23 protein-coding genes, 1 tRNA gene and 1 pseudogene are annotated in these 21027 nt (G+C 45.5%); 12 read left to right on the top strand and 13 right to left on the bottom strand.

The annotated features are described in order from the left end of the window. Positions 1–88 precede the first annotated feature (88 nt). Positions 89–3073 (top strand): EAL domain-containing protein, encoded by a 2985-nt coding sequence (locus NC994_RS20195; RefSeq protein WP_190440455.1) that lies wholly within the window; start codon positions 89–91, stop codon positions 3071–3073. 41 nt (positions 3074–3114) lie between these two features. On the opposite strand, the gene NC994_RS20200 is transcribed toward NC994_RS20195, so the two are convergent. The 5 genes from NC994_RS20200 to NC994_RS20220 form a co-directional block, all read right to left on the bottom strand. Continuing rightward, positions 3115–4290, bottom strand: a complete 1176-nt coding sequence (locus NC994_RS20200) for a patatin-like phospholipase family protein (RefSeq protein WP_190440458.1) — start codon at positions 4288–4290, stop codon at positions 3115–3117. Between the two features lie 72 nt (positions 4291–4362). Continuing rightward, positions 4363–4734: a dihydroneopterin aldolase gene (gene folB / locus NC994_RS20205; RefSeq protein WP_190410036.1), complete on the bottom strand. Its 372-nt coding sequence runs from the start codon at positions 4732–4734 to the stop codon at positions 4363–4365. A 30-nt stretch (positions 4735–4764) separates the two neighbouring features. Beyond that, positions 4765–5688: a bestrophin family ion channel gene (locus NC994_RS20210; protein WP_190440461.1), complete on the bottom strand. Its 924-nt coding sequence runs from the start codon at positions 5686–5688 to the stop codon at positions 4765–4767. A gap of 51 nt (positions 5689–5739) precedes the next feature. Next, positions 5740–6120 (bottom strand): group 1 truncated hemoglobin, encoded by a 381-nt coding sequence (locus tag NC994_RS20215; RefSeq protein WP_190440463.1) that lies wholly within the window; start codon positions 6118–6120, stop codon positions 5740–5742. 256 nt (positions 6121–6376) lie between these two features. After that, a complete protein-coding gene (locus tag NC994_RS20220) occupies positions 6377–7678 on the bottom strand; it encodes a glutamate-5-semialdehyde dehydrogenase (protein WP_190440466.1) in 1302 nt (433 codons plus the stop codon). A 258-nt stretch (positions 7679–7936) separates the two neighbouring features. Between NC994_RS20220 and NC994_RS20225 the strand changes: the two genes are divergently transcribed. After that, complete coding sequence (locus NC994_RS20225) at positions 7937–8617, top strand: hypothetical protein (protein WP_190440469.1); 681 nt, start codon at positions 7937–7939, stop codon at positions 8615–8617. A gap of 615 nt (positions 8618–9232) precedes the next feature. After that, positions 9233–9514, top strand: a complete 282-nt coding sequence (locus NC994_RS20230; protein WP_190430758.1) for a hypothetical protein — start codon at positions 9233–9235, stop codon at positions 9512–9514. Between the two features lie 4 nt (positions 9515–9518). On the opposite strand, the gene mazG is transcribed toward NC994_RS20230, so the two are convergent. Both mazG and NC994_RS20240 read right to left on the bottom strand, forming a co-directional pair. Next, the gene (gene mazG / locus NC994_RS20235) at positions 9519–10376 is read right to left on the bottom strand and encodes a nucleoside triphosphate pyrophosphohydrolase (RefSeq protein WP_190440472.1); all 858 of its coding nucleotides are present in this window, start codon (positions 10374–10376) and stop codon (positions 9519–9521) included. A 28-nt stretch (positions 10377–10404) separates the two neighbouring features. Further along, positions 10405–11019 (bottom strand): metal-binding protein, encoded by a 615-nt coding sequence (locus NC994_RS20240; RefSeq protein WP_190440476.1) that lies wholly within the window; start codon positions 11017–11019, stop codon positions 10405–10407. A 91-nt stretch (positions 11020–11110) separates the two neighbouring features. Here NC994_RS20240 and NC994_RS20245 point away from each other — a divergent pair. Beyond that, positions 11111–11183 (top strand) — tRNA-Val (locus NC994_RS20245). A gap of 116 nt (positions 11184–11299) precedes the next feature. Here the strand turns inward: NC994_RS20245 and NC994_RS20250 are convergent. Beyond that, the gene (locus tag NC994_RS20250) at positions 11300–11563 is read right to left on the bottom strand and encodes a hypothetical protein (protein WP_190440480.1); all 264 of its coding nucleotides are present in this window, start codon (positions 11561–11563) and stop codon (positions 11300–11302) included. Between the two features lie 37 nt (positions 11564–11600). Beyond that, positions 11601–12083 carry a MerR family transcriptional regulator gene (locus NC994_RS20255; protein ID WP_242030414.1) on the bottom strand — a complete coding sequence of 161 codons (483 nt, stop codon included), beginning with the start codon at positions 12081–12083 and terminating at the stop codon, positions 11601–11603. A 110-nt stretch (positions 12084–12193) separates the two neighbouring features. Between NC994_RS20255 and NC994_RS20260 the strand changes: the two genes are divergently transcribed. Both NC994_RS20260 and NC994_RS20265 read left to right on the top strand, forming a co-directional pair. Continuing rightward, the gene (locus NC994_RS20260) at positions 12194–12325 is read left to right on the top strand and encodes a hypothetical protein (protein WP_277879675.1); all 132 of its coding nucleotides are present in this window, start codon (positions 12194–12196) and stop codon (positions 12323–12325) included. 211 nt (positions 12326–12536) lie between these two features. After that, positions 12537–12692, top strand: a complete 156-nt coding sequence (locus tag NC994_RS20265) for a hypothetical protein (RefSeq protein WP_190440486.1) — start codon at positions 12537–12539, stop codon at positions 12690–12692. Positions 12693–12696: 4 nt separating this feature from the next. Here the strand turns inward: NC994_RS20265 and NC994_RS20270 are convergent, their stop codons facing one another. Together NC994_RS20270 and NC994_RS20275 are read right to left on the bottom strand one after the other, a co-directional pair. Continuing rightward, positions 12697–13023 carry an element excision factor XisI family protein gene (locus NC994_RS20270; RefSeq protein WP_190440489.1) on the bottom strand — a complete coding sequence of 109 codons (327 nt, stop codon included), beginning with the start codon at positions 13021–13023 and terminating at the stop codon, positions 12697–12699. After that, positions 13008–13427, bottom strand: a pseudogene (locus NC994_RS20275) (element excision factor XisH family protein). The gene NC994_RS20270 and the pseudogene NC994_RS20275 overlap by 16 nt, the downstream one beginning before the upstream one ends. A gap of 30 nt (positions 13428–13457) precedes the next feature. Between NC994_RS20275 and NC994_RS20280 the strand changes: the two are divergent. From NC994_RS20280 to NC994_RS20305, 6 genes are all read left to right on the top strand, one after another. Continuing rightward, complete coding sequence (locus NC994_RS20280) at positions 13458–13640, top strand: hypothetical protein (protein ID WP_190440492.1); 183 nt, start codon at positions 13458–13460, stop codon at positions 13638–13640. Continuing rightward, complete coding sequence (locus NC994_RS20285) at positions 13637–13927, top strand: hypothetical protein (RefSeq protein WP_190440495.1); 291 nt, start codon at positions 13637–13639, stop codon at positions 13925–13927. Before NC994_RS20280 ends, NC994_RS20285 begins: the two co-directional genes overlap by 4 nt. A 219-nt stretch (positions 13928–14146) precedes the next feature. Next, positions 14147–15097, top strand: a complete 951-nt coding sequence (locus tag NC994_RS20290; protein WP_190440498.1) for a phosphoribulokinase — start codon at positions 14147–14149, stop codon at positions 15095–15097. 135 nt (positions 15098–15232) lie between these two features. Next, positions 15233–15964, top strand: a complete 732-nt coding sequence (gene radC, locus NC994_RS20295; RefSeq protein ID WP_190430057.1) for a DNA repair protein RadC — start codon at positions 15233–15235, stop codon at positions 15962–15964. 486 nt (positions 15965–16450) lie between these two features. Continuing rightward, positions 16451–17377 carry an RnfABCDGE type electron transport complex subunit D gene (locus tag NC994_RS20300; protein ID WP_190440501.1) on the top strand — a complete coding sequence of 309 codons (927 nt, stop codon included), beginning with the start codon at positions 16451–16453 and terminating at the stop codon, positions 17375–17377. Positions 17378–17406: 29 nt separating this feature from the next. Continuing rightward, on the top strand, positions 17407–18765 hold the full coding sequence (locus NC994_RS20305) for a DUF2330 domain-containing protein (RefSeq protein WP_190440504.1): 1359 nt from the start codon (positions 17407–17409) through the stop codon (positions 18763–18765). A 78-nt stretch (positions 18766–18843) separates the two neighbouring features. On the opposite strand, the gene dtd is transcribed toward NC994_RS20305, so the two are convergent. Further along, positions 18844–19299, bottom strand: coding sequence for a D-aminoacyl-tRNA deacylase (gene dtd, locus NC994_RS20310; RefSeq protein ID WP_190440507.1), 456 nt, complete (start codon positions 19297–19299; stop codon positions 18844–18846). Positions 19300–19425: 126 nt separating this feature from the next. Beyond that, positions 19426–20565: a GTP-binding protein gene (locus tag NC994_RS20315; RefSeq protein WP_190440511.1), complete on the bottom strand. Its 1140-nt coding sequence runs from the start codon at positions 20563–20565 to the stop codon at positions 19426–19428. Positions 20566–21027 lie beyond the last annotated feature (462 nt).

The following is a 21027-nucleotide window of genomic DNA, read 5'->3' on the forward strand; positions in this document are numbered from 1 at the left end:
TCCTTAAAAAAAAGGCAAAATAAGAAAACAAAGGTTAATAAAACGGGTTTGCATCCTACTGTGTCCAACCTGTCGAAAGCATTTATGAATGATCGAACCAAAACGGCCTGCGAATCAAGCAGTTAAGCTGGATACGAATTATCACCCTCGTATCTTTGATAAGAATATAAGCTTCGTGCCGCGTCAGATTAGCCCAAAACAATCCGAAGCACTGCGAATCATCGCTCGTCAGGTTGCGGCTCAACAAGAACTACGCCGTGGTTTGAACCGCTTAACCCGTGCCCCCCAATCGCACTCACGAGGGGAAGAACAGCAGGAGCGTTTCTTTACGCTCTCTGAGGAGCGCCTGCGCCTACTAGAATCCATTGTTATCAATGCCAATGACGCGATTGTCATTACAGAAGCCGAGCCATTGGAAGAGCCGCTTGGCCCCAGAATTGTCTATGTAAATCAGACCTTTACCCAAATGACCGGCTATCAACCGGAAGAGGTAATCGGTAAGACTCCCCGGTTGTTGCAAGGACCGAAAACTGAGCGATCGCAACTCGATAAAATTCGTCAAGCTTTGTCACGATGGGAGCCGGTCAGAGTCGAGTTGATTAACTACCGCAAAGATGGTTCCGATTTTTGGGTAGAACTGAATATCTTACCCTTGGCAGATAGTACGGGTTGGTTTACCCATCTGCTAGCGGTGCAACGAGATATTACCGAACGCAAAGCTGCTGAGTACGAACTAAAATCCCATGCGCGGGCTTCAGCAGTCGTGGCTCAACTGGGGCAAGGGGCGCTCTCTGGCACCAATCTAGATGCGCTAATGCAAGAAGCGGTAAAGCTGGTTGCTCAAACTCTGGAAGTGCTCTATTGCCAGGTTCTGGAACTGATGCCGGGAGGCAATGCTTTGTTCATGCGAGCGGGCGTTGGTTGGCAGGAAGGGTTGGTGGGTTCTGCAATCATCGGTGCCCACGATCGTTCCCAGGCAGGATATACCTTGCTAACGGGGAAGCCGGTGATTGTGGAAGACCTCCGGATCGAAACGCGCTTTTCTGGAACGCCACTGCTGCACAACCACCGCGCGATCGCTGGCATGAGTGTGATTATTCATAGTCAGGGGAACCCGTTCGGTGTTTTGAGCGTTCACACCCCTGACTACCGAAGGTTTACGGAAGACGAAGTTCATTTTTTGCAAGCGGTTGCGAATGTCTTGGCAACGGCGAACGAACGCCAGCTGGCGGAAGAGGCGCTGCGGGAAAGCGAAGAGCGGTATGCGCTGGCGGTTCGCGGGAGTAATGAAGGTTTGTGGGATTGGAACCTGAAAGCGGAAACCTTCTATTTTTCGCCGCGCTGGAAATCGATGTTGGGTTGCCAGGAGGATGAAATTTGCGACAGCCCGGAGGAGTGGTTTAACCGCGTACATCCAGAAGACTTGGAGCGAGTCAAAAGCGCGATCGCTGCCCATCTAGAAGGGTTGACTCACCACTTCGAGAAAGAATATCGGATGTTACATAAGGATCAAACCTATCGATGGATGCTTTGTCGAGGAATGGCGATTCGAGATGCCAATGACAAAGCCTACCGGATGGCAGGATCGCAGACGGATATTACCGACCGCAAGGTGGCTGAGGAACATCTCATCTATGATGCATTTCACGATCCGCTGACAGGTTTGCCCAATCGAGCCTTATTTATGGAGCGACTGTCCCAGGCGATCGCGCGAACCAGAAGACAGCCAGAATATCTGTTTGCCGTCTTATTTCTAGATCTCGATCGCTTCAAAGTCGTCAATGATAGCCTCGGTCATGTCATCGGAGACCAGCTGCTGATTGCGTTAGCAAAGCGACTGCAAAGTAGCGTCGCTTCTTGCCTGCAAGCCTCTGTGTGTGGCAGCAATACTGTGGCACGGCTTGGGGGCGATGAATTCGTCATCCTCTTAGAAGAAATTCAAGATATCGACGTTGTAGAAGCGATCGCCAAAAGCATCCAAAAAGACCTCCAGCATCCTTTCAACCTAGACAGACACGAGGTCGTTGTGACAGCCAGCATTGGCATTACCTTAAGTGCAATCGAGCAACGAGGTTCATCAGGCACTTACAAAACTTGCCCCTACCCCGGAGACATTCTGCGTGACGCCGACATCGCCTTATATCAAGCCAAGGCACTAGGCAAAGCCCGTTACGAAGTTTTTACCACCGCTATGCACACTCATGCGGTGGCTCGCTTGCAACTAGAAAACGATCTCAGACAAGCCCTAGCCAGAACTGAGGTAAAAGACCGGCTTCAAACAAAAACTGTCAATTCTTCTGGTTACTCTTCACTCAGTCGTGAGTCCGCATCCTTCAGTCATTCTTTCCTGCTTCACTATCAGCCCATTGTCTGCTTCATGACTGGCAGAATTACTGGTTTCGAGGCACTGGTACGCTTGTCTCACCCGTTTCGCGGCTTGATTTCCCCAGTTGATTTTATCCCGATCGCAGAAGAAACAGGTTTAATCATCCCTTTGGGAGCGTGGGTTCTGCGCGAAGCCTGCCGTCAAATGCGGCTTTGGCAACAAGAATTTTCTGACTTAGCACCATTAACCATCAGCGTTAATCTTTCCGGCAGACAGTTTTCCAAACCTAATTTAGTCGAGCAAATTCAGCAAATTCTCCAAGAAACCGAGTTACCAGCACCAAGTCTAAAACTGGAAATTACCGAAAGTGTGGTGATGGAAAATGCTGCCGCCGCTACGGCTAGTTTAGAGCAACTAAGCAACTCCGGAATTCAACTTAGTATTGATGACTTCGGAACCGGCTATTCTTCTTTGAGCTATTTGCACCGCTTTCCGCTCAATACTCTGAAGATTGACCGCTCCTTTGTTAGCCGGATGGATGCAGGCGAAAATTCTGAGATTGTAAAAACGATTGTTACGCTGGCTCATCATCTGGGATTAGATGTGATCGCAGAAGGTGTAGAAACGGCGGCTCAGATGGAACAACTGCGATCGCTACGCTGCGAAGCTGGGCAAGGATTCTTCTTTTCCAAGCCACTAGATAGCGAATCTGCTAGAGCATTAATCGCCGCAATGCCCCAATGGTAAGACCATTCAAAATCATCTTATTTTTAATTTTTCTGAGTCTGCTAACTATTTATAAAATCCCTCAACGATCTTTGCACTTGTGGTAGGTTGATGTAGACTTTGGCGGCTTCAATTAGATTCATGACATTTGCCGGACTCGCATCATCGATATCGTCACTCAATCGTTTCCCAGTCAACTTGCTATCGAGTTTAAATTGCAAGCGCAAGTAACGACTATCCTCATCAATCACCTGTTTAGCAATGTAACTATTAATATCTGACGAAGCATCAAAAATTACATCAAGAATCGGGAGTGCCCACTGAATCGCACCCCATTGTTGGGCACTTTCAAGCGGAATTGCGCGGGTAAGACTTCCCGTACCGAGGGATAAAACTGAAATTTCGTGGGGTTTATAACCTAACCGCAGGGCTTCAGCGATCGCGCAAGCTGTAGGATTATTTGCCCCAACACCACCGTCAATCACCGAGTATACGTTAGTAATTCGGTAAGCAGAGGTATTATTAGGCACTACGTTCCACGGCTCATCCACAAGCGCCATCCGAGTCCCGCCTCTGTAACCAATGATGCTACGAATCTGACCGCGTCCCGCCCCGCCGATGATTTCAATTTGCATTTGATTGTAATCACCATTGTCTTCTGCGGCTTCTTGCCCTAACGTAATCGAGTTTGTATCTCCGGCTTGGGCAATCCCTTCTTCTTTTTTATCCAGTCTATAGGCAGGAAAAAAAGTTGGGGCAGAAGCAGAACAGAGGCACGCTTCCCATAAGGGAAGTTCAGCAAATATTTTGCGCCAGCTTTTAAAAATAATCGGTTCTCGCTTAATTGTGTCGTAGGCAGTAATTAAGAGTTTTGTTGAAGTGATATCCGACAGTTTTTTGTATTTAAATTCTTCTTTAAGAGATTCAATCAAACCTTTGTTTGAGTATTTAGGGGCAGAAGGGCCGTACTGAAGAAGCAACCCTACCCGTTGCGCCGACCAAAGGTTTCGGTAGGGAAAGATTCGAGTCCCTTTGTTCTGGTACACATCCACGATGTCCTGGGCTGTGCGATCGCTAGCAATCGACGCCGCCAAAATTGACCCGGTAGAGGTTCCTGCAATTAAGTGGAAGTATTGGCTTAAGGGCTGACCGATAATTTTCTCGATCTCTGTCAGCATCGTTGCTGAAATGACACCCCGGATACCACCTCCGTCAAAGCTCAAAATGCGAAAAGTCACGCTTTTTTCCCCACAAAAGATTGCTGTCAAATCCAATAACTAATTGGTCATTCTTCCTTGTTTAGGGGTCTTCTACCCATTCCCCTTTTGATTCGCCCTCGTAATGTCAATCGTAATTTTGCCGCCAAAGTCTGGAATCGGTGCGCCCGGTTTCGTTAACCGCACTTGGACTTGTGACACTTGCTTGAATTCTAAGATGGCATCTGCGATCGCGCTGATTAACTTTTCTACGAGGGCAAACTTAGCGGTTTTTACCAAATCCTTCACTGTCGAAATCACCGCGCGGTAATCCAGAGTGTCTTCTATGGCATCGCTGATGCCTGCTGGTGCCAAATCTAGCCACAAAGTTACGTCTACTTCAAACCATTGCCCCAATACCTGTTCTTCTGGTAAGTAACCAGTGTAGCCGTAGCAGCGAATTCCTGTTAGCTGAATGCTATCCATTTTCTCAAAAACTTTAATTTCCTTGCTACTTCAAACCTGAGGAGCCAAAATTTCTCCTAAACTTTGCTCCGGTATCTTCGTTAAATCTTCAAGATTCTCAATAATTGTGGTGCAAATATCATCTAATGGTAAATCATTCGGATCTCGTCCAAAAGGATTTTCAATTTCATTACCGATTTCTTCAATCCCAAATAAAATAAAACTAATTATACCGACACCTAGCCCTGTCCACCAGCCGGAAGTATCGACAAGTTGAAAAGGTAGTGCGAAGCCATAGATCAGCAACAGTCGCTTTAGGTAAATCGCATAAGCTAAAGGAATGGGGGTTTTCAAAATGCGTTCGCAGCCAGTTAAAGCTTCTACCATATTATCTAGCAATGCATTCATTGCAGCTAACTGATTATTATTTAAGGAGTTCCGATCGTGTTGCTGCTGTAGGTAATCCCCAATCCAAAATGCTATCTTTAGCGGAGGGTTTTTAAAGCTTTTGAGCTGAAGAAATTGCGATGGAGTTACTATCTCTTCTAACTCGTCGTTTAAAGCCTCTTGTCGCAACTGTAACTTAGTTGCGATCGCAAAGGCTCCTAATAACCGCATCGCTGTTGCTTTATCCTCTCTATCTGTTGATTCTCGTTCCGCAACCGATACTTGAATTTGCCGCGCTAAATTGCGGACGTTCACCACCAAAAGCCCCCAGGATTTGCGCCCTTCCCAAAACCGCTCGTAAGCCGTATTTGTCCGGAAAACCAATAATAAGCCTAAAACCAGATTATAAACAACATTAGTAACCAGATTATCTAAAAGGTTTCCAGCGATCGGTAATTTAAAATAATCGAGAATAGAAACGAAAAAACCAAACCCTCCACACAAAAGAACGCGGGGAAAAATAGTCGGTGCGACCGATCCCCTCAACTGTAAAGCCATTGCAAACCAGTTTTTATTCTCAATCGTCATGCTGCTGTTTATTCACTGAAGCAGAAAAAGATTAAATCATCGTTATCGCCTTCATTCAACAATATCTTGCCGAGTGCTGGCAACGATATCAAATAGCTCTTTCTGTTCTGTCAGAGGAACTTCAAACTTATCTAAACTTTGTTGAAAATCCGCCAGAAATACTTCCCACTCTTCAGGAGAAATTTTTAGGTGAGCATGAGAATCGTGCATTGAACGACCCGTATATTGTTGCGGGCCACCTGTCGCCCAGCAAACCATTTCTGTAACCAGATACTTGAAACCTGCTTTTGACACTCGGTGATGTGCTTCATCTACGAGAGGATTTGCATTCAATTTCGGGTCAACCATGATTCTGTCAATGAAATCATCGACTACGGCTGCAATATTGTAAACACCGCCCAGGCGCTCATAAAGTGATAGTTGTGAGTTCATAATGGCTTCTTCTTGAATTAAATAATTCCTAAATTCTCCTTGGCAAGTGGCAAGGTTAGCGATCGCTCGGTAAGCATTTTAAGGTTTTAAAAAACCTCAATCCTACTTTAAAGTACACCCCAGCACTCGCGAATAAAATTTTTCCTGGGCTTCTGTTGGAAAAATTTATCTTCGACCTTCACTGGGCTGCTTTCGGGGGTGAGAAAATTTAGGGAGATTCTCCGCCGAGTATTTCTACTACACCTAGATTCGGTGTCTACAAATCTCGATGAGTAAAGAGTTTGGCATCTGCACCGCTGTAGGTGGCAGCAATATGCCCATCGCCTGCGATTTGATATTTGTATGTCACCAGTCCTTCTAAGCCTACAGGGCCGCGAGGAGGCATCATTTGAGTACTGATTCCCACTTCTGCACCCAATCCGTAACGGAAGCCATCGGCAAAGCGAGTTGAACAGTTATGAAAGACTCCAGCAGCATTGACTTGTGCCAGAAAATTAGTTGCAGCAGCAGTATCTTCTGTCACGATGGCATCAGTATGCCGAGAACCGTAGGTATTAATATGGTCAATCGCTTCTGAGAGAGAATCCACAATTTTGATTGAGAGAATTAAATCGCTGTATTCTGTCGCCCAGTCGGCTTCAGTCGCCTGTGTAATGTTCAGGATTTCGCAAGTGCTTTCATCTCCTCGCAATTCTACATTTTTTGATTGCAAAGTATTCGCAACTTGCGGTAACAATTCCGATGCGATCGCACGATGCACTAGCAGAGTCTCCACAGCGTTGCAGGCGGCTGGGTAATGGGTTTTGGCATCTACGGTAATCGAGATAGCTTTTTGCAGATCCGCCGCTTTGTCCACATAGACGTGACAAATCCCTTCCGCATGACCCAAAACAGGAATCCGAGTATTTTCTTGCACAAAACGGACAAAAGAGTTAGAACCTCTAGGAATAATTAAATCTACAAATTGATCTAATTTCAGCAGTTCTAAGGTTTCCTCTCTCGTTGTCAGCAATTGCACTACATCTGGATTTACTTCAGTCTTCGCTAATCCCTGGCGAATCGCTTTCACCAGCGCTTCACAAGAACGCACCGCTTCCTGTCCGCATTTGAGGATAACACCGTTGCCAGATTTGATGGCAAGAGTGGAAATTTGCATCACTGCATCGGGACGCGCTTCAAAAATCACTCCCAGAACGCCTAGAGGACAGGTAACGCGCTTGAGAATTAATCCCTCATCCAGTTCCCGGTGAACCTGCACTGCGCCCACGGGATCGGGCAGACGCCCCACATCTCTCACTCCCGCGATCGCTGCTTTTAGCTTTGTTTCATCTAACTTCAAGCGGGCGTAAAGCGGTTTAGGGATTCCTGCCGTCTCGGCTGCCTTGCAATCTGCCGCATTCGCCGCCACAATCTCTGATGCTGAGGATTCTAGCGCTTGCGCGATCGCTTCAATCGCTTGGTTTTTCGCCTCTGCGGACAACACTGCCAAGCTTCGCGCTGCTTGACGAGTTTTTTGAGCGATCGCACTTAAGGACATGGAAGCAATCTGGGAAGTCATGGCTCTGAATCAAACGCCTACGTTCAAGCCAAAGTTTAGCAAAATGTGGCTTCTGTTTAAATTCTAATGGGTAGGATGCCTGAGTTTAAATCGGATGAACCTAAGGCTAGAGATAGGTTTACTACTTTTTAATTGATTTATCAATTAAATTTATTAGCTCGATTTTAGCTCATTTTAATAAATTCTTAATTGTTGTTTGTAAAATATATAAGTAGTATGAAAATAAAATTTTCAGAAAAATTACAAAATATAACTTAAATGAGTATACATCAAAAAAAACTGTTAGTTTCTGCTAGCCCACCCGCAGATAAACAGTTGCAATCTAGACAACAGTTACGGATTGATTTGGCTCAAGAGTGCCAAAAATCCCAGCAGTTACGAGCTGATGGCGTTAAAAAGCGCCAAAAATCCCAGCAGTTGCTAGCTAATTTGCCTAAAACCTGTCAAAAATTACAGCAATTGTTGGCTAATAGTGCTGAAGAGTGCCAAAAGTCGCAGCAGTTACGGGCTAGTTCAACTAGAAGTGTTCCGGTCGAGCTGTTAGACATTGATTTAGACATTGATTTAGATGAACGCCTCCCCGCGATAGACTTGCCCTTAGATTCATTAGAGTATTTCGACGCGCTTGTGCAATCGCAGTCTGACGTAGAGACTCGTCTCCAAATGGTAGATCGATTGCAGTTAGACTTAGTAGAAAGTTTGCGATCGCTTGAGGACTCCCTTCAGCAATTTCCACTTGATTTAGGTAAATCTCTGCTGAAAGAAGAGCTGTTGATAGAAAATCAGCAGCTAGATGTCTTAGATAGAGATATCCTCCAAGAGTCTTCCGATAGCCCTGAGTGCGGAGAAATTGTAAAAGTTATTGACAAATTTCTTGCTCAATATTTAAGCGGAGATTACTCAGAAGATGATGAATCTACCGCCAGCGATACTCTTTGAGTATCGCTGGCGGCGATGAAATTTTTTATTTAGTTTCATCCCCATAAACCCGGTTTCTTCGAGAAAGCGGGTTTTTCATTTCAATGGTTCTATCTTTTGGTAGATGAATTTCTGAAACTTTCCGAAACTACTGTGACAAACCGTGTATCTAGCGAGTATTTGGTCAACAAATACCGCTGCTCCTTCTTCAGGGAGATGCATTATGTCACTCGAAGCCGGATTTGACGCGCTCAAACAAGGACGATATCAAGAGGCAGTTCGGTTGCTCAAGCAATACTGCCATTGTTCCGATGCTCACGCCAAGACTACCTGAGAGGTTTGATGGGGCTAGCGAAAGCCTATCAAGGGAGCAGACAGACGCAAAAAGCGATCGCCCTTGGTTTTTTCCTCCCCTCCCTGTTCTAAATTTCGGAAATTTTCTTCATCCAACCTGTAGTTTCAAAAAGGGCGAACACTGCAAGCGCACGGTTCGCCTTCTTCTTGGTGCTGAGGAACTCAAAGCAGCAAACCAGGTGCTAGAAAATTTCATCGCAAATTTATATAAGTATTGTTTTCCTATGAAGAGTATATGAAGTTACATAGATTCAGTATTTTGACGGAAGATAATCGAATCCAATGACCTCTAAGTTAGGTAAAGAACAGTCAGGAAGTGGGCTTCAGAAAATGAGTGCAGTTTCAAAAAATGGGTGGGATTCCTGGAGAATGGCATCAATCGCGATCGCTCGGAATTCAAGAGCATTGGAACAGCTATCGGAGAAACTGACTTCAAAGTACACAGATTCAGAGATGGCTGGGATATGGCGGCAGGCACGGTTGGTGCTAGCAGAAGAAGATGAGTGCTGGCTGGAAGAAGAACTGTATCGCATCCTGATTCAGGATTCCCAAATCGCAGCTTAAAAATTTAGCGTTCCTGGTTTAATTCGCCCGAAGCTGCTAACTGAGCTTTCGCTTGTTGCCAAAGCGTTTCCAACTCATCTAATCTGTAATCAGAGAGGGGACGGTCGGCAAAAGCCTCCATTTTTTTCAGACGCTGAATAAATCGCTGATTCGTTCCCTGTAAAGCTTCCGAAGGATCGAGATCGTACCAACGGGCAAGATTAATCACTGTAAATAATAAATCTCCCAGTTCCGCTTGCTGATGGGCTTCGTCTTCCTGTTGCAGTGCCTCTTCAAATTCTGCTAACTCTTCGTGAAACTTCGCCCACACGCCCTCAATATTTTCCCACTCAAACCCAGCCGCAGCCGCCTTTTGAGAGATTTTCATCCCCGCCATCAGTGGCGGCAATGTGCGGGAATAACGAGTCAGTTTGCGACTTAGCTGTTGCGCGTCTTGAGTCGTTTCTCCTTTTTCTGCGGCTTTGATTTTCTGCCAATTTTCGTGGACTTCCTCAGCAGTTTCGACTTCAACCTCTCCAAAGACATGAGGATGACGGCGGATCAGCTTTTGAGTCAGCCCCTGAACGACATCGGTTAAGCTAAATTGCCCGGATTCGCTAGCAATCTGCGCTTGCAGCATCACTTGTAGCAATAAGTCCCCCAGTTCTTCAGCGATCGCATCTTTATCCCCAGTGCGAATCGCATCTACGACTTCATAAGCTTCTTCGATGACATACGGGGTGAGGGTTTGGGGAGTCTGCGCTAAATCCCACGGACAACCTCCATTGGGCGATCGCAACTGGGCAACAATCTCAATCAACTGTTGCAGCGCTTCTAGTGCAGTTTGAGGCATGGGATGAGCAGATTCTGGGGAATTTGACATAAACGAAAATTCAGTTTGCCTTTCGATCTTACCTTTGCGTCCTCTGCGTCTTGGCGGTTGGTTTCTTGACTCTACGCTGACTCACTTTGCCGGTTCGCTTCCGAGTCTTCACTCGCTTAGGCATCACCGCCTTCAATCCACTTTTTTTAAACCGCTTGTAGGCAGAACCCCCCCAGTCACTGAACGAGTGACTCATTGCACCCAATTCCAAACCCACAAACAGCGCCATCCATTCAGCCGGATATTGAGTAAGCGATCGCTGCACCTGATTCGCTATCATCTGCCAAGTCCACCCGACACCCCAGACTAGCTGTAGCATCCCCAATATCAACAATCCCACGAGAAAGAGCCAGCAGGAGAGATAAAGCGATCGCACGATTGTCCCAATTGCCAACCCGTGGGAAAAAACCGAGCGGTGACGTAAACTCTTCTGGTAAGGTATCCAAATCCACCGCAACCAGCCCCAACGCTGATAAGGACGGGAGTTTAAATCCAAGTCTGGGCTAAACATTAGCCCGCTGAATAAAAATCCTCCGGAAACAATTAACGTCAGATCGCCACTGCGAGTCAGCCCGAACGTCATGCCCGCCACCCAAGGCAGGCACCATAAAGTAATGCGATCGTGCGTCCGACCAGAGGGCATCCGTTAAAATTTGAGATTTTTTTAAATTTATTCTGTTTGAATAGTAGCAGTAGCCGCGTAATCTGCTATTATCTAAAAAGTGTCTGAATTTGGGCGGTTAGCTCAGTTGGTAGAGCGCCTGCCTTACAAGCAGGATGTCACTGGTTCGAGTCCAGTACTGCCCATTAAAAATTGTATAGTGATTAATTACCTGTCATTCGTGACAGATGAATGTCATTGATCCAAATTCAGCTCCATCCAAATTTGTTTGGAGAAGCTAAGCGATGCGAGAATCTTGTCACTAAAATAGCACATTAAGGCACCGAACGATTGGGGTCGCCTGTTGTGCTATCTTCGAGCGATGCTCCTCATCAACGTTTGCCTTGAGAACCTCACCAAACTTTGAGCGGTAGATAAGTCGGTCGTTTGGCTTTTGAGGCGTTCCATTAAACGTTGTTTGGGCTTTATCGGCGTTGACTTGTACCTGTTGCTTGAGTTTTACATTTGAGATAATCGGTCGGTTAGAGGCAGTAAACGTACATGAGGTTGCTCTCTTCCTCCTCATGGCTGCTGGCAATTAGGAGAATTCCACTGCAAGCGAGTTATGCAGCTTTACCAGGTTCGTCTTTAGCTCGTCGTCGAAACTCCTGCATGCTAATGACCTTGGAGGCTGCTGCTGCGTCCCAAACCTCCTTTACAATGTCCCAAAGTGCTGGAATGACTATCAGCGTGTATTGACCAATGCCTTTTCTGCGCTTGTCGTCAACTTTTAGGACTGAAATTTGTTTACCAAAATCTGACCAGTCTTGGTTTACCCAAAAAACTTCGTCATCAATAACGACGATTTGCTTATCCCTAAGAGCTTTGTTGTACTGGCATTTCTCAAAAAAATCGATAACCCTCCGAATCACCTGTAGAGACGTTGCCTCCCTTAAATTCCGGATAGCCCGAATCTCCAGCACCTGCTCCCAGGTGTAGTAAACTTCAGGTTTTTTCTTGCCTTCCTTCAAAACCCGTGTCGGAATAACCAACCCAGAGCGCTCAAGATACTGTAGCTGGTTGGAAGTTGCTCCAGCCAGCTCCATAGTCTCTCGCCTAGTGAATTGGTCAATGATATTCATGAGATATATTCAAAATCAAAAAACTGAATACATTTGCTAGGATGGCAGTAACCCATTAAACAGGAGGTGATTTTATGACACAGCGACGTACCAGTAAAGCTGCCGCAAGCGCAGCTTCCAAAGTATTGCGTGGAAAGAACTACAGCCAGATAGCAAAACGTGCTGCTGGCTCGGCTCTTTCCCAACGCGCTCCAAAGAAGAAGTAATTTAACATAACTTCTTCTTCCTATTCCAGCGCTTGCTAGGTGCAACTAGCGAGCGCTTTTACCTATATTGTATTTTACCTGTGTCCCTCTTCCTGCTTAGATTTGGACTACTCAAGTGTTTAGTAAGTTCTCATCTGTGGATAATAAATCAGAAGTGTCCTGCAATCCGCATCTGGTAGTGAACACAATTTTACAACTCTAATAACTCTTAATGTTGGCATCAACACTTCCCACGCCTCAATCTGCTGGTGTAATTGCTGTTCGGGCGATCGCTTTTTGCCTGATGAGTGCGATCGCATCGCTTCTCACGCCTCAAGCTTGTTTTTTATCCCCATTATTTGGATGGTTGCAAACAGTAAGAATGTGAGTGCTTAACGATGTAGACTCATCTGTCGCTGTTCCTGAGAAAGCCCCGTCACAATATCCTCTGCTGCAATTCCTGCTGTAATTAATGCTTCAGTCAGTCCCTCCTGAAAATTATCATCCTCAATAACAACCTTGCCATCGACGAGCCGCGCATGGAACAAGATTGTATTAAGCCAAACACTTTTTTCCCAACCTGTTGCAATAATTAGAAACTGCCCTGACTCAGGATCGCACACGGCACGAATTTGAACTGTCTGTAATCGGGGTTGTGCAGCTGATGCCTTCCGTAATACTTGTGTCAAAATTTCAGGATAGGTTAGTGTGCGCTCCATTGGATAATGACCTCATCTATAGGTTCATAAATCAGTAGATTGATTTTATTTCGTCTAATAACTAGCTGAAAAATTGGTTTTTGAAAATGCTTTAAGTAGACCGACTGACTCACAGCTAAAAAAAGCTGACGCTCTGGTTCTTATTCTTCTAAAGCCCACTGATAAAGCTGAAGCTGCCCCATCGTCTTTTCTAGCTCACTAATCACCGAAGGAGTATCAAAGTCTTTTACTTCAACTGCGATTATACAGTTTTCTTTCTCTGCACTAAAAAACTTTTCGGCTCCAATATCGGCTTTTAGCAATGTTCTCTCTAACAGCAAAACTAGCGGATCATCAGTAATTGTCCAACCATCCTTTTCTAGGGTACGACGTAGAGAAAAATGTAAATTATCTCGTCTAGACATTAGTATTAATCATTTTCTTCAATTTTACCCATGAAAATACTTCGAGCAGATAGCTTTCTGGTAGACGGTCATTCCCACAAAAAGCAACTGACACTGATAACAACACTCATCCTGCCACAACGCCGGAATCTAAACCCTCGTCCCACACCTGGGACACAACGACCAACCACCTCAGCTGATGCTGCTCATACCTTGGCATCAGGAGAAGTGTGAAGCGGAGCTATCGTGCTAGCGAATCGCTCATTCGCTCCCTCCCAACTTTGACCGCATCGCTTGCCACGCTTCAATCTGCTGCTGTAACTGCTGTGTGGGCGCTCGCCTTTTGCTTCATGAGTGCGATCGCTCATTCACTCCCTCCCAACTTTGACCGCATCGCTTGCCACGCCTCAATGTGTTGCTGTAACTGCTGTGTGGGCGATCGCATTTTTCCTGATAGTGCGATCGCATTTAACCCAGCATGGGAACGTCAGAATTCATCGGTTGAGGGCGAGGAGAGCTAATTTTATAGACTGCTGAAGATTGCGATCGCAATCTGGCATCGCGATTAATTTACAATAATTTACTTAGCGGGTGCCGATAAAAGGACACGCTTGGCGCAACCTGCACAGAGAACCAACGCCCGAACAGCAGGCATTCTTGCGATCGAGTTGATCCCTATTCCCTCTACAATTGAACAATTCAGAATGTCCAGCAGGACTTGCTTTTGCGCGAGAGGGAAAATGAGCCATCGTCCGATTATTCTAGGCATTGTTGGTGACAGTGCCGCTGGGAAAACAACACTAACACGAGGAATTGCTCAGATATTAGGTGAAGACAATGTCACCATTATCTGTACCGATGATTATCACAAGTACGACCGAATTCAGCGTGCAGAGAAGGGAATTTCAGCACTGCATCCTGACTGCAACTACTTGGATATTATGGAGCAACACCTGTCCCTGCTTCAAAACGGACAGCCTATCCTGAAGCCGATTTACAACCACGACACGGGGATGTTCGATCCGCCTGAGTATATCAAGCCGAGCAAGTTTGTGATTGTTGAAGGGCTTCTCGGTTATTCAACCATGAAAACCCGTGACTATCACGATGTAAAAGTTTATTTAGCACCGCCTGAAGCTCTACGCGCTGAGTGGAAGATCAAGCGAGATACGATGAAACGGGGCTATAACGAAGAACAGGTTCGCGAACAATTGAGAAAGCGCGAACCAGACTCAGAAGCATACATCCGTCCTCAGCGCCAATGGGCAGATATCGTGGTAAGTTTCTATCCACCTACAGACACCCCAGAGGAGAACAGTTCACACCTGAATGTGCAATTGGTACTCAGACCAACAATTCCACATCCAAGCTTAACCCAAATTTTGAACCCAAGCAGTCCTAGTTACAAACCGGCAATTCGCCTGGAACTTGAGCGGGATATGGGTAAGCCGGTTGATGTGCTAGAAATTGACGGTCAAGCAACCAGCGAACAAGTCAGAGATTTAGAGCGGATGCTGTGTAATGACATCCCTGACTTACTGCCTTTCTGTAGCTTGGACGGTACCCCCAATCTGGGTACTCTCGTCGGGACAACTGGGGAAACGCTCCAAAGTTACCCTCTGGCACTGACTCAGCTACTGGTTGCCTATCATATGCTCAAAGCTGCAAATATCCACACAGTAAAGAATTAAAAAATTAAAAATGCAAAATTAAAAGTTGAATTTCTCAATTTTTAATTTTTAATTCTTAATTGTTTTGTTCTTGGCGCGATCGCAACTCTCACGGCACTATCGGGAAAACTAGATATAGTCTTTCCCGGTGCATTTATGACCTATTGCCTCAGAATTGCAGATATACCCCTTAGCGAACGTCCTCGCGAACGATTAATGGCGCAGGGAGCCAAAAATCTTGCAACCGCTGAGCTAATTGCGATTTTGCTGGGCACGGGTCAAGGGGCAGGAAAACTTTCCGCTGTCGGTCTTGGGCAATACATATTACAGGAATTAAGTCAACACCAACGCGATCCGCTGGATATGTTACGAGATATCAGCGTTCAAGAGTTGACAAAAATTCCCGGTGTAGGGCCAGCAAAAGCCACCACAATTCTAGCAGCGGTTGAGTTAGGAAAACGGGCATTTCTATCTCGCCCCGGAGTTAGCACCATGATTGATAGTCCTGCTGCCGCTGCTGCTGCGCTCAGTCATGAGTTGATGTGGCAGATGCAAGAACGATTTGCCGTGGTGCTGTTGGATGTGAAGAATCGCTTGGTGGGTACTCAAGTGATTACCATTGGCACTGCAACTGAAACGTTGGCTCCTCCCCGCGAGATTTTCCGAGAAGTCCTTCGCCAGGGTGCGACGCGGCTGATTATTGCACACAATCATCCGTCAGGGAGCATTGAACCCAGTCAAGAAGATATTGATTTGACCCGTCAGTTGTTGATGGGAGCGCAATATTTAAGTATTCCGCTGCTAGATCATTTGATTTTAGGCAATGGTGACTATCTGAGTCTGCGGCAAACAACCACCTTATGGGAGGAGTATCCGCAGGGGGATTGAAGTCGTGACAACGTCCCCATAACCTCTATGCTTTACCCACATCTGTTGAAAACCCTGTCACGCTACGGGAAAGGGCGAAGCCTTTGGATAGCGAGTTGCCCGTTTTTGTCCTCAAGTTATCGCTCAAATGCGAAAATCCCTACAGGGTTTTTGGACTTATGGGTAAAGCATAGCCATTAATCTTGGAGGCTTCTCAATTTCACAAGTGAGAGTTGCTGATTCATGAAGCAGTCGGGGATCTAAATCGCTGGCTCATAACTCAAATAAGATTTCTATATAGACTACTTTTGAAAAGCTTTCTAAAATTCATGAAAAGCATTGGCAAGATCCCTCGCTTCTCCAAGAAGTCTGGGAGTTGAATCGCTGGTAAAAACCGTCTTAACTAACCGGCATCTTTGTAACAATTTCTGTAACAGAACCCCTGTTCGCATCTTATTGCGTCTAGATTCAGGAGAAAGATACGGCTAATCTTACTATTAATCGGCAATGCTGCTAAAAGATGTCCGAGACTATCAAATTCTGTTTCTATCCTTGTTCCTGTTCTTAGGTATTTGGACAAGAGACTGGACGCTAAGACCGGATCTAATTCTAGTGGTGATGATAACTTGTCTAGTGACTCAGTGGCTAGCAGCATCGATTAAACAAAACTTATCCAATTTGCTTCCGGTACAAGATAATTGTCCGAATGAAATTGATTCAGGTTTAATAAATGTTCCTGTCAAGCTTTCACTACGGAGTGCTTTTATTACGGCTTTAGGTCTCAGTTTGCTGCTAAGAGCCGATAGTTACAGCACAATGATTTTGGCTGGTTCTTTCGCAATTCTCAGTAAATTTATTTTTAATTTTCGGAATAAGCATTTTTTTAACCCTGCTAATTTTGGTATTATTGCCGCGCTTATCTTGACAAAAGATGCCTGGGTTTCGCCCGGACAATGGGGAGATGAATGGTGGTATGCGCTGTTATTTGCAGGCACCGGGGGCACGATTTTAAAACGAGTTGGTCGTTGGGATACAACTGCTGCTTTTTTAGGTTCCTACGCTTTGTTGGAAGCTACTCGCAATATTTGGCTTGGCTGGACATGGGATGTATTTTTACATCGATTGATGAGCGGTTCTTTGTTGTTATTCGCTCTATTTATGATTACAGATCCTCGTTCTATTCCTAACGCTAGGAGTGGGCGTTTAGTATGGGCAGTTTCTATTGGCTGCTTAACTTTTTTCTTGCGAAATCAATTTTTTATTTCTACTGCTGTTTTCTGGGCTTTATTCGCCCTTGCACCTATGACCGTTCTGTTAGATTTTCTCTGGTCAGCACCCCGATTTTCTTGGGCGGAGACTTCTTCACAGACATTCAGTACTTCAGTCATTGATAAACCTGAGGAAACTGAATCTGAGACGTATCTACAAGTGTAAGTTTTTATTAATTACTAGCAGAGGTAACAATGAAGTTATTTCGGATCTGTAAAACTTTAGTGATAACGCTTCTGGCTGTTATTTGCTTTGCTCCGACAGCCTGGGGGTTTTGTGGTTTCTATGTGGCGAAAGCGGATACAAAGCTTTACAATAAAACGTCACAAGTGGTAATTGCTCGCGATCGCGATCGCACTATTTTAACGATGGCGAATGACTATCAAGGCGATGTCAAAGACTTTGCTCTGGTTGTCCCCGTTCCGACAGTGCTTCAGAAAGAACAGGTTCACGTTGGCGACCCTAAAATTATCGAGCGATTGGATGCTTTTAGTGCGCCGCGACTGGTGGAATATTTTGACGAAGATCCTTGTAATCCGGTCATGTACGAGAGGCTCCCTGCACCAGCATCCGCACCAACGTCAGGCGGTGCAAGAGCTAGCAGGGATGAAGACAATAGCTTGGGTGTCACTGTAGAAGCTCGTTTCAATGTGGGAGAGTATGACATTGTTATTCTCAGTGCAAAGGAATCAAACGGTCTAGAAACGTGGCTAAATCGTAACGGATATAAGATTCCACGGGGTGCAAAACAACTGCTGCAACCTTATATCCGGCAAAATATGAAATTCTTTGTTGCAAAAGTCAATCTTAAAGAATTTCAAAGTTCTGGCTCTCAATTTCTGCGACCTCTACAGATGGCTTACGAATCTCCTAAATTTATGTTGCCGATTCGTCTAGGGATGATTAACTCTACTAGCGAACAAGATTTGATTGTTTACGTTTTATCGCCTAAAGGACAAGCTGAAGTTACCAATTACCGAACTGTAAAAATCCCCTCGGATGCTGAAATTCCAGTATTCGTCAAAAATGAATTTGGCGATTTCTACAAATCGATGTTTCAAACTTCTTACACTCGTGAAGACAAAAAGGTTGCCTTTCTGGAATATGCCTGGAACATGGGAAACTGCGATCCCTGTTCTGCCGAACCTTTAAATCCAGAAGAACTGCGAAAAGCCGGTGTTTTTTGGCTAGAGAATTATCCTTCGGATGCCCGCGAGTCAGCACCTTTCCGTAGAGCCGTTGTTCCCTCTAATAATGTTTTTATCACCCGTCTCCACGTCCGGTACACCCGCGATAAATTCCCGGAAGATTTGGTGTTTCAAGAAACATCAAATGAACAAAGTTTTCAAGGTCGTTATGTCCTTCGTCATCCCTTTACAGGAGATGTGAAGTGTCAAGCGGGTCAACAGTATAAACAGTCTTTGACTAGACGATTTGAACAAGAGGCGCAGACTCTCGCCAAGCTGACTGGGTGGAATATTCAGGATATTCGGAAGAAAATGCCTGTTGCACAAAGCAATTCTAGACCTTGGTGGCAAAACATCTGGCCTTAATAAGGACCTAACATTTTAACCCTCTTTCCTGCAAAGGAAGGGGGGAAATTTCCAGCTTTTGAGTCAGTTTTCTTCAAGTTAAATCGCTTCTCGCTCTAGCAGCAAAGTAACAGGGCCATCATTTTCAATTGCTACCTGCATCATCGCCCCAAATTCGCCTGTTTCCACGCGCAAACCGCTCTGGCGCAACTTAGCGATAAACTGTTCGTAAAGATTTTGAGCGATCGCAGGCGCAGCAGATTTATCAAAAGAGGGGCGGCGTCCTTTGCGACAATCTCCATAGAGGGTGAATTGGCTGACTACCAGCAGTTCACCCTCACTTTCTAGGACTGATTTCTCCCAACGTCCGCTACCATTCTGCTCATCTGGAAATAAGCGCAATTCCAGACATTTACGAGCCATCCACTCCAGTTCGGCTTCGGTATCTGTTTCGGCAATGCCTACAAGTAAATTAAGTCCGCGCCCAATTTTGCCGACTACTCGATCTGATACCTCAACTTGTGAGGATTTAACTCGCTGAATGACAACGCGCATAATTAGCTTCGATACATCTGTCGGGACATGACAATGCCATGTCCCGACCAAACATTAGAGCCGCGATCTATTTGACCTAACTGAGAAAAGCGATTAAGAATTTAGCAATTAGCTAATTCCTAAAAACTATTTCCCAAAGCCTTTACCGCGAGAAGTAGAAGGCAGACAAACACAATTTTTGATTTGTTGTTGCAGGGTTTCTTTATCTAAATCCTGACCAATCAGTACCAACTGGTTTTTTGGTTTTCCTGTCCAATCTTCATCATCAATGGAGAAGCGCTTGCCGCACAGATGGAAGATATGACGCCGAGGACTTTCATCAAACCAAAGAATCCCTTTGGCACGGAAGACGGTCGAGGGCAACTGATTATCTAAGAAATTTTGAAACTTCTTGATCGCAAAAGGCTTGTCGCTTTCAAAGGAAATTGAGGTAAACCCGTCATTTTCCAAATGGTGAGAGTGATGATCGTGGTCGTGATGGTCGTGAGTGCAAACGCCATGATCGTGATCGCAACTACTATGATCGTCGTGATGATCGTGATGATCGTGGTCATGACCGTGGTCGTGGTGGTGATGGTCGTGACCCTTTTCTGCCTCTTCGTTTTGGAAATATTTGTCAGTCTCAAATAAACCGACGCTGAGGAGTAACGGTAGCGGCACCTGTCCTTTGGTGGTTCGCATAATCCGGGCACCGCCTTTCATATCCCGAATTCTGACTTCTAAGGAGTCTAAGTCGGCTTCATCCACCAAGTCTGCTTTGTTGAGCAGGATGATATCACCGTATGCGATCTGGCTGGCGGCGGCTTCGCTGTTGAATAAATCGAGACTGAAGTTTTCCGAATCTACCACCGTAATGATGGAATCTAGACGAGTCATGTCTCGCAGTTCTGTACCTAAAAAGGTAAGTGCCACTGGCAGGGGATCTGCGAGTCCGGTTGTCTCGACTACCAGATAATCGACCTTTTCTTCGCGTTCCAGAACTTTGTAGACTGCTTCGACGAGATCGTTATTAATGGTGCAGCAGATACAACCGTTACTTAACTCCACCATGTCCTCGCCGGTGGTGACAATCAGTTCATTATCAATGCCGATTTCACCAAATTCATTAACCAGAACAGCGGTTTTGACGCCTTGCTGATTGCTCAAGATGTGATTGAGGAGGGTGGTTTTGCCACTGCCAAGGAAACCTGTAATGATCGTCACGGGTAAGCCGTGCTTGGGGGCATCTATCTCTGGAGATTGACTGGGAGTGGTGGCTGGTTGCATAGTGCGACTTTCAGATTTTCTCAAAAAACGTTGATAGAGCTATACGTAAATTACTGTAGGAGCTAAGCGCTAAGCAGAGTGTAGGTTTAGATCCCGATGATGGCTTGAAATGGAGATCCAACCTTTTACTTTATAGCAAGCGAACAGCTTCGCATACGCGCTAACAGAGCGATCGCTCTCTCCCTCCAGCTTACCTAACTCCGAAGAAGGCATTCTCCAATCCTTTTCGCATCGCCTAAGCATTTTTCATCTTGAAGCGAATTTCGATCAGTAAAGCGATGTTGTTAGCGTTAGTGTTAACGGATGCGAACTGACAAGTCAGCGCTAGGCTAACGCCTCGCTTCGCTAACGCTATCGCGTTAAGTCGATGTTGAAGCGCATGATGTTGTGTTGAAGCCGCATTGCTCCCTAGTTACTCTCTTAAGCACCTACTTTTTGAGACTTAATTAGCGACAAAGTAAA

The sequence above is a fragment of the Trichocoleus sp. AS-A1 genome (assembly GCF_039962015.1).
Taxonomy (GTDB): Bacteria; Cyanobacteriota; Cyanobacteriia; order Cyanobacteriales; family FACHB-T130; genus FACHB-T130.

Coding starts and splice junctions, on each gene's coding strand:
- dtd (WP_190440507.1), bottom strand. CDS start 19,299: ATGCGCGTTGTCATTCAGCGAGTTAAATCCTCACAAGTTGAGGTATCA.
- NC994_RS20260 (WP_277879675.1), top strand. CDS start 12,194: ATGACACAGCGACGTACCAGTAAAGCTGCCGCAAGCGCAGCTTCCAAA.
- NC994_RS20305 (WP_190440504.1), top strand. CDS start 17,407: ATGAAGTTATTTCGGATCTGTAAAACTTTAGTGATAACGCTTCTGGCT.
- NC994_RS20210 (WP_190440461.1), bottom strand. CDS start 5,688: ATGACGATTGAGAATAAAAACTGGTTTGCAATGGCTTTACAGTTGAGG.
- NC994_RS20240 (WP_190440476.1), bottom strand. CDS start 11,019: ATGCCCTCTGGTCGGACGCACGATCGCATTACTTTATGGTGCCTGCCT.
- NC994_RS20215 (WP_190440463.1), bottom strand. CDS start 6,120: ATGAACTCACAACTATCACTTTATGAGCGCCTGGGCGGTGTTTACAAT.
- NC994_RS20280 (WP_190440492.1), top strand. CDS start 13,458: ATGAAAATACTTCGAGCAGATAGCTTTCTGGTAGACGGTCATTCCCAC.
- NC994_RS20225 (WP_190440469.1), top strand. CDS start 7,937: ATGAGTATACATCAAAAAAAACTGTTAGTTTCTGCTAGCCCACCCGCA.
- radC (WP_190430057.1), top strand. CDS start 15,233: ATGACCTATTGCCTCAGAATTGCAGATATACCCCTTAGCGAACGTCCT.
- NC994_RS20270 (WP_190440489.1), bottom strand. CDS start 13,023: ATGGAGCGCACACTAACCTATCCTGAAATTTTGACACAAGTATTACGG.
- NC994_RS20315 (WP_190440511.1), bottom strand. CDS start 20,565: ATGCAACCAGCCACCACTCCCAGTCAATCTCCAGAGATAGATGCCCCC.
- NC994_RS20255 (WP_242030414.1), bottom strand. CDS start 12,083: ATGGAGCTGGCTGGAGCAACTTCCAACCAGCTACAGTATCTTGAGCGC.
- NC994_RS20195 (WP_190440455.1), top strand. CDS start 89: ATGATCGAACCAAAACGGCCTGCGAATCAAGCAGTTAAGCTGGATACG.
- NC994_RS20220 (WP_190440466.1), bottom strand. CDS start 7,678: ATGACTTCCCAGATTGCTTCCATGTCCTTAAGTGCGATCGCTCAAAAA.
- folB (WP_190410036.1), bottom strand. CDS start 4,734: ATGGATAGCATTCAGCTAACAGGAATTCGCTGCTACGGCTACACTGGT.
- NC994_RS20230 (WP_190430758.1), top strand. CDS start 9,233: ATGACCTCTAAGTTAGGTAAAGAACAGTCAGGAAGTGGGCTTCAGAAA.
- NC994_RS20300 (WP_190440501.1), top strand. CDS start 16,451: ATGCTGCTAAAAGATGTCCGAGACTATCAAATTCTGTTTCTATCCTTG.
- NC994_RS20290 (WP_190440498.1), top strand. CDS start 14,147: ATGAGCCATCGTCCGATTATTCTAGGCATTGTTGGTGACAGTGCCGCT.
- NC994_RS20265 (WP_190440486.1), top strand. CDS start 12,537: ATGTTGGCATCAACACTTCCCACGCCTCAATCTGCTGGTGTAATTGCT.
- mazG (WP_190440472.1), bottom strand. CDS start 10,376: ATGTCAAATTCCCCAGAATCTGCTCATCCCATGCCTCAAACTGCACTA.
- NC994_RS20250 (WP_190440480.1), bottom strand. CDS start 11,563: ATGAGGAGGAAGAGAGCAACCTCATGTACGTTTACTGCCTCTAACCGA.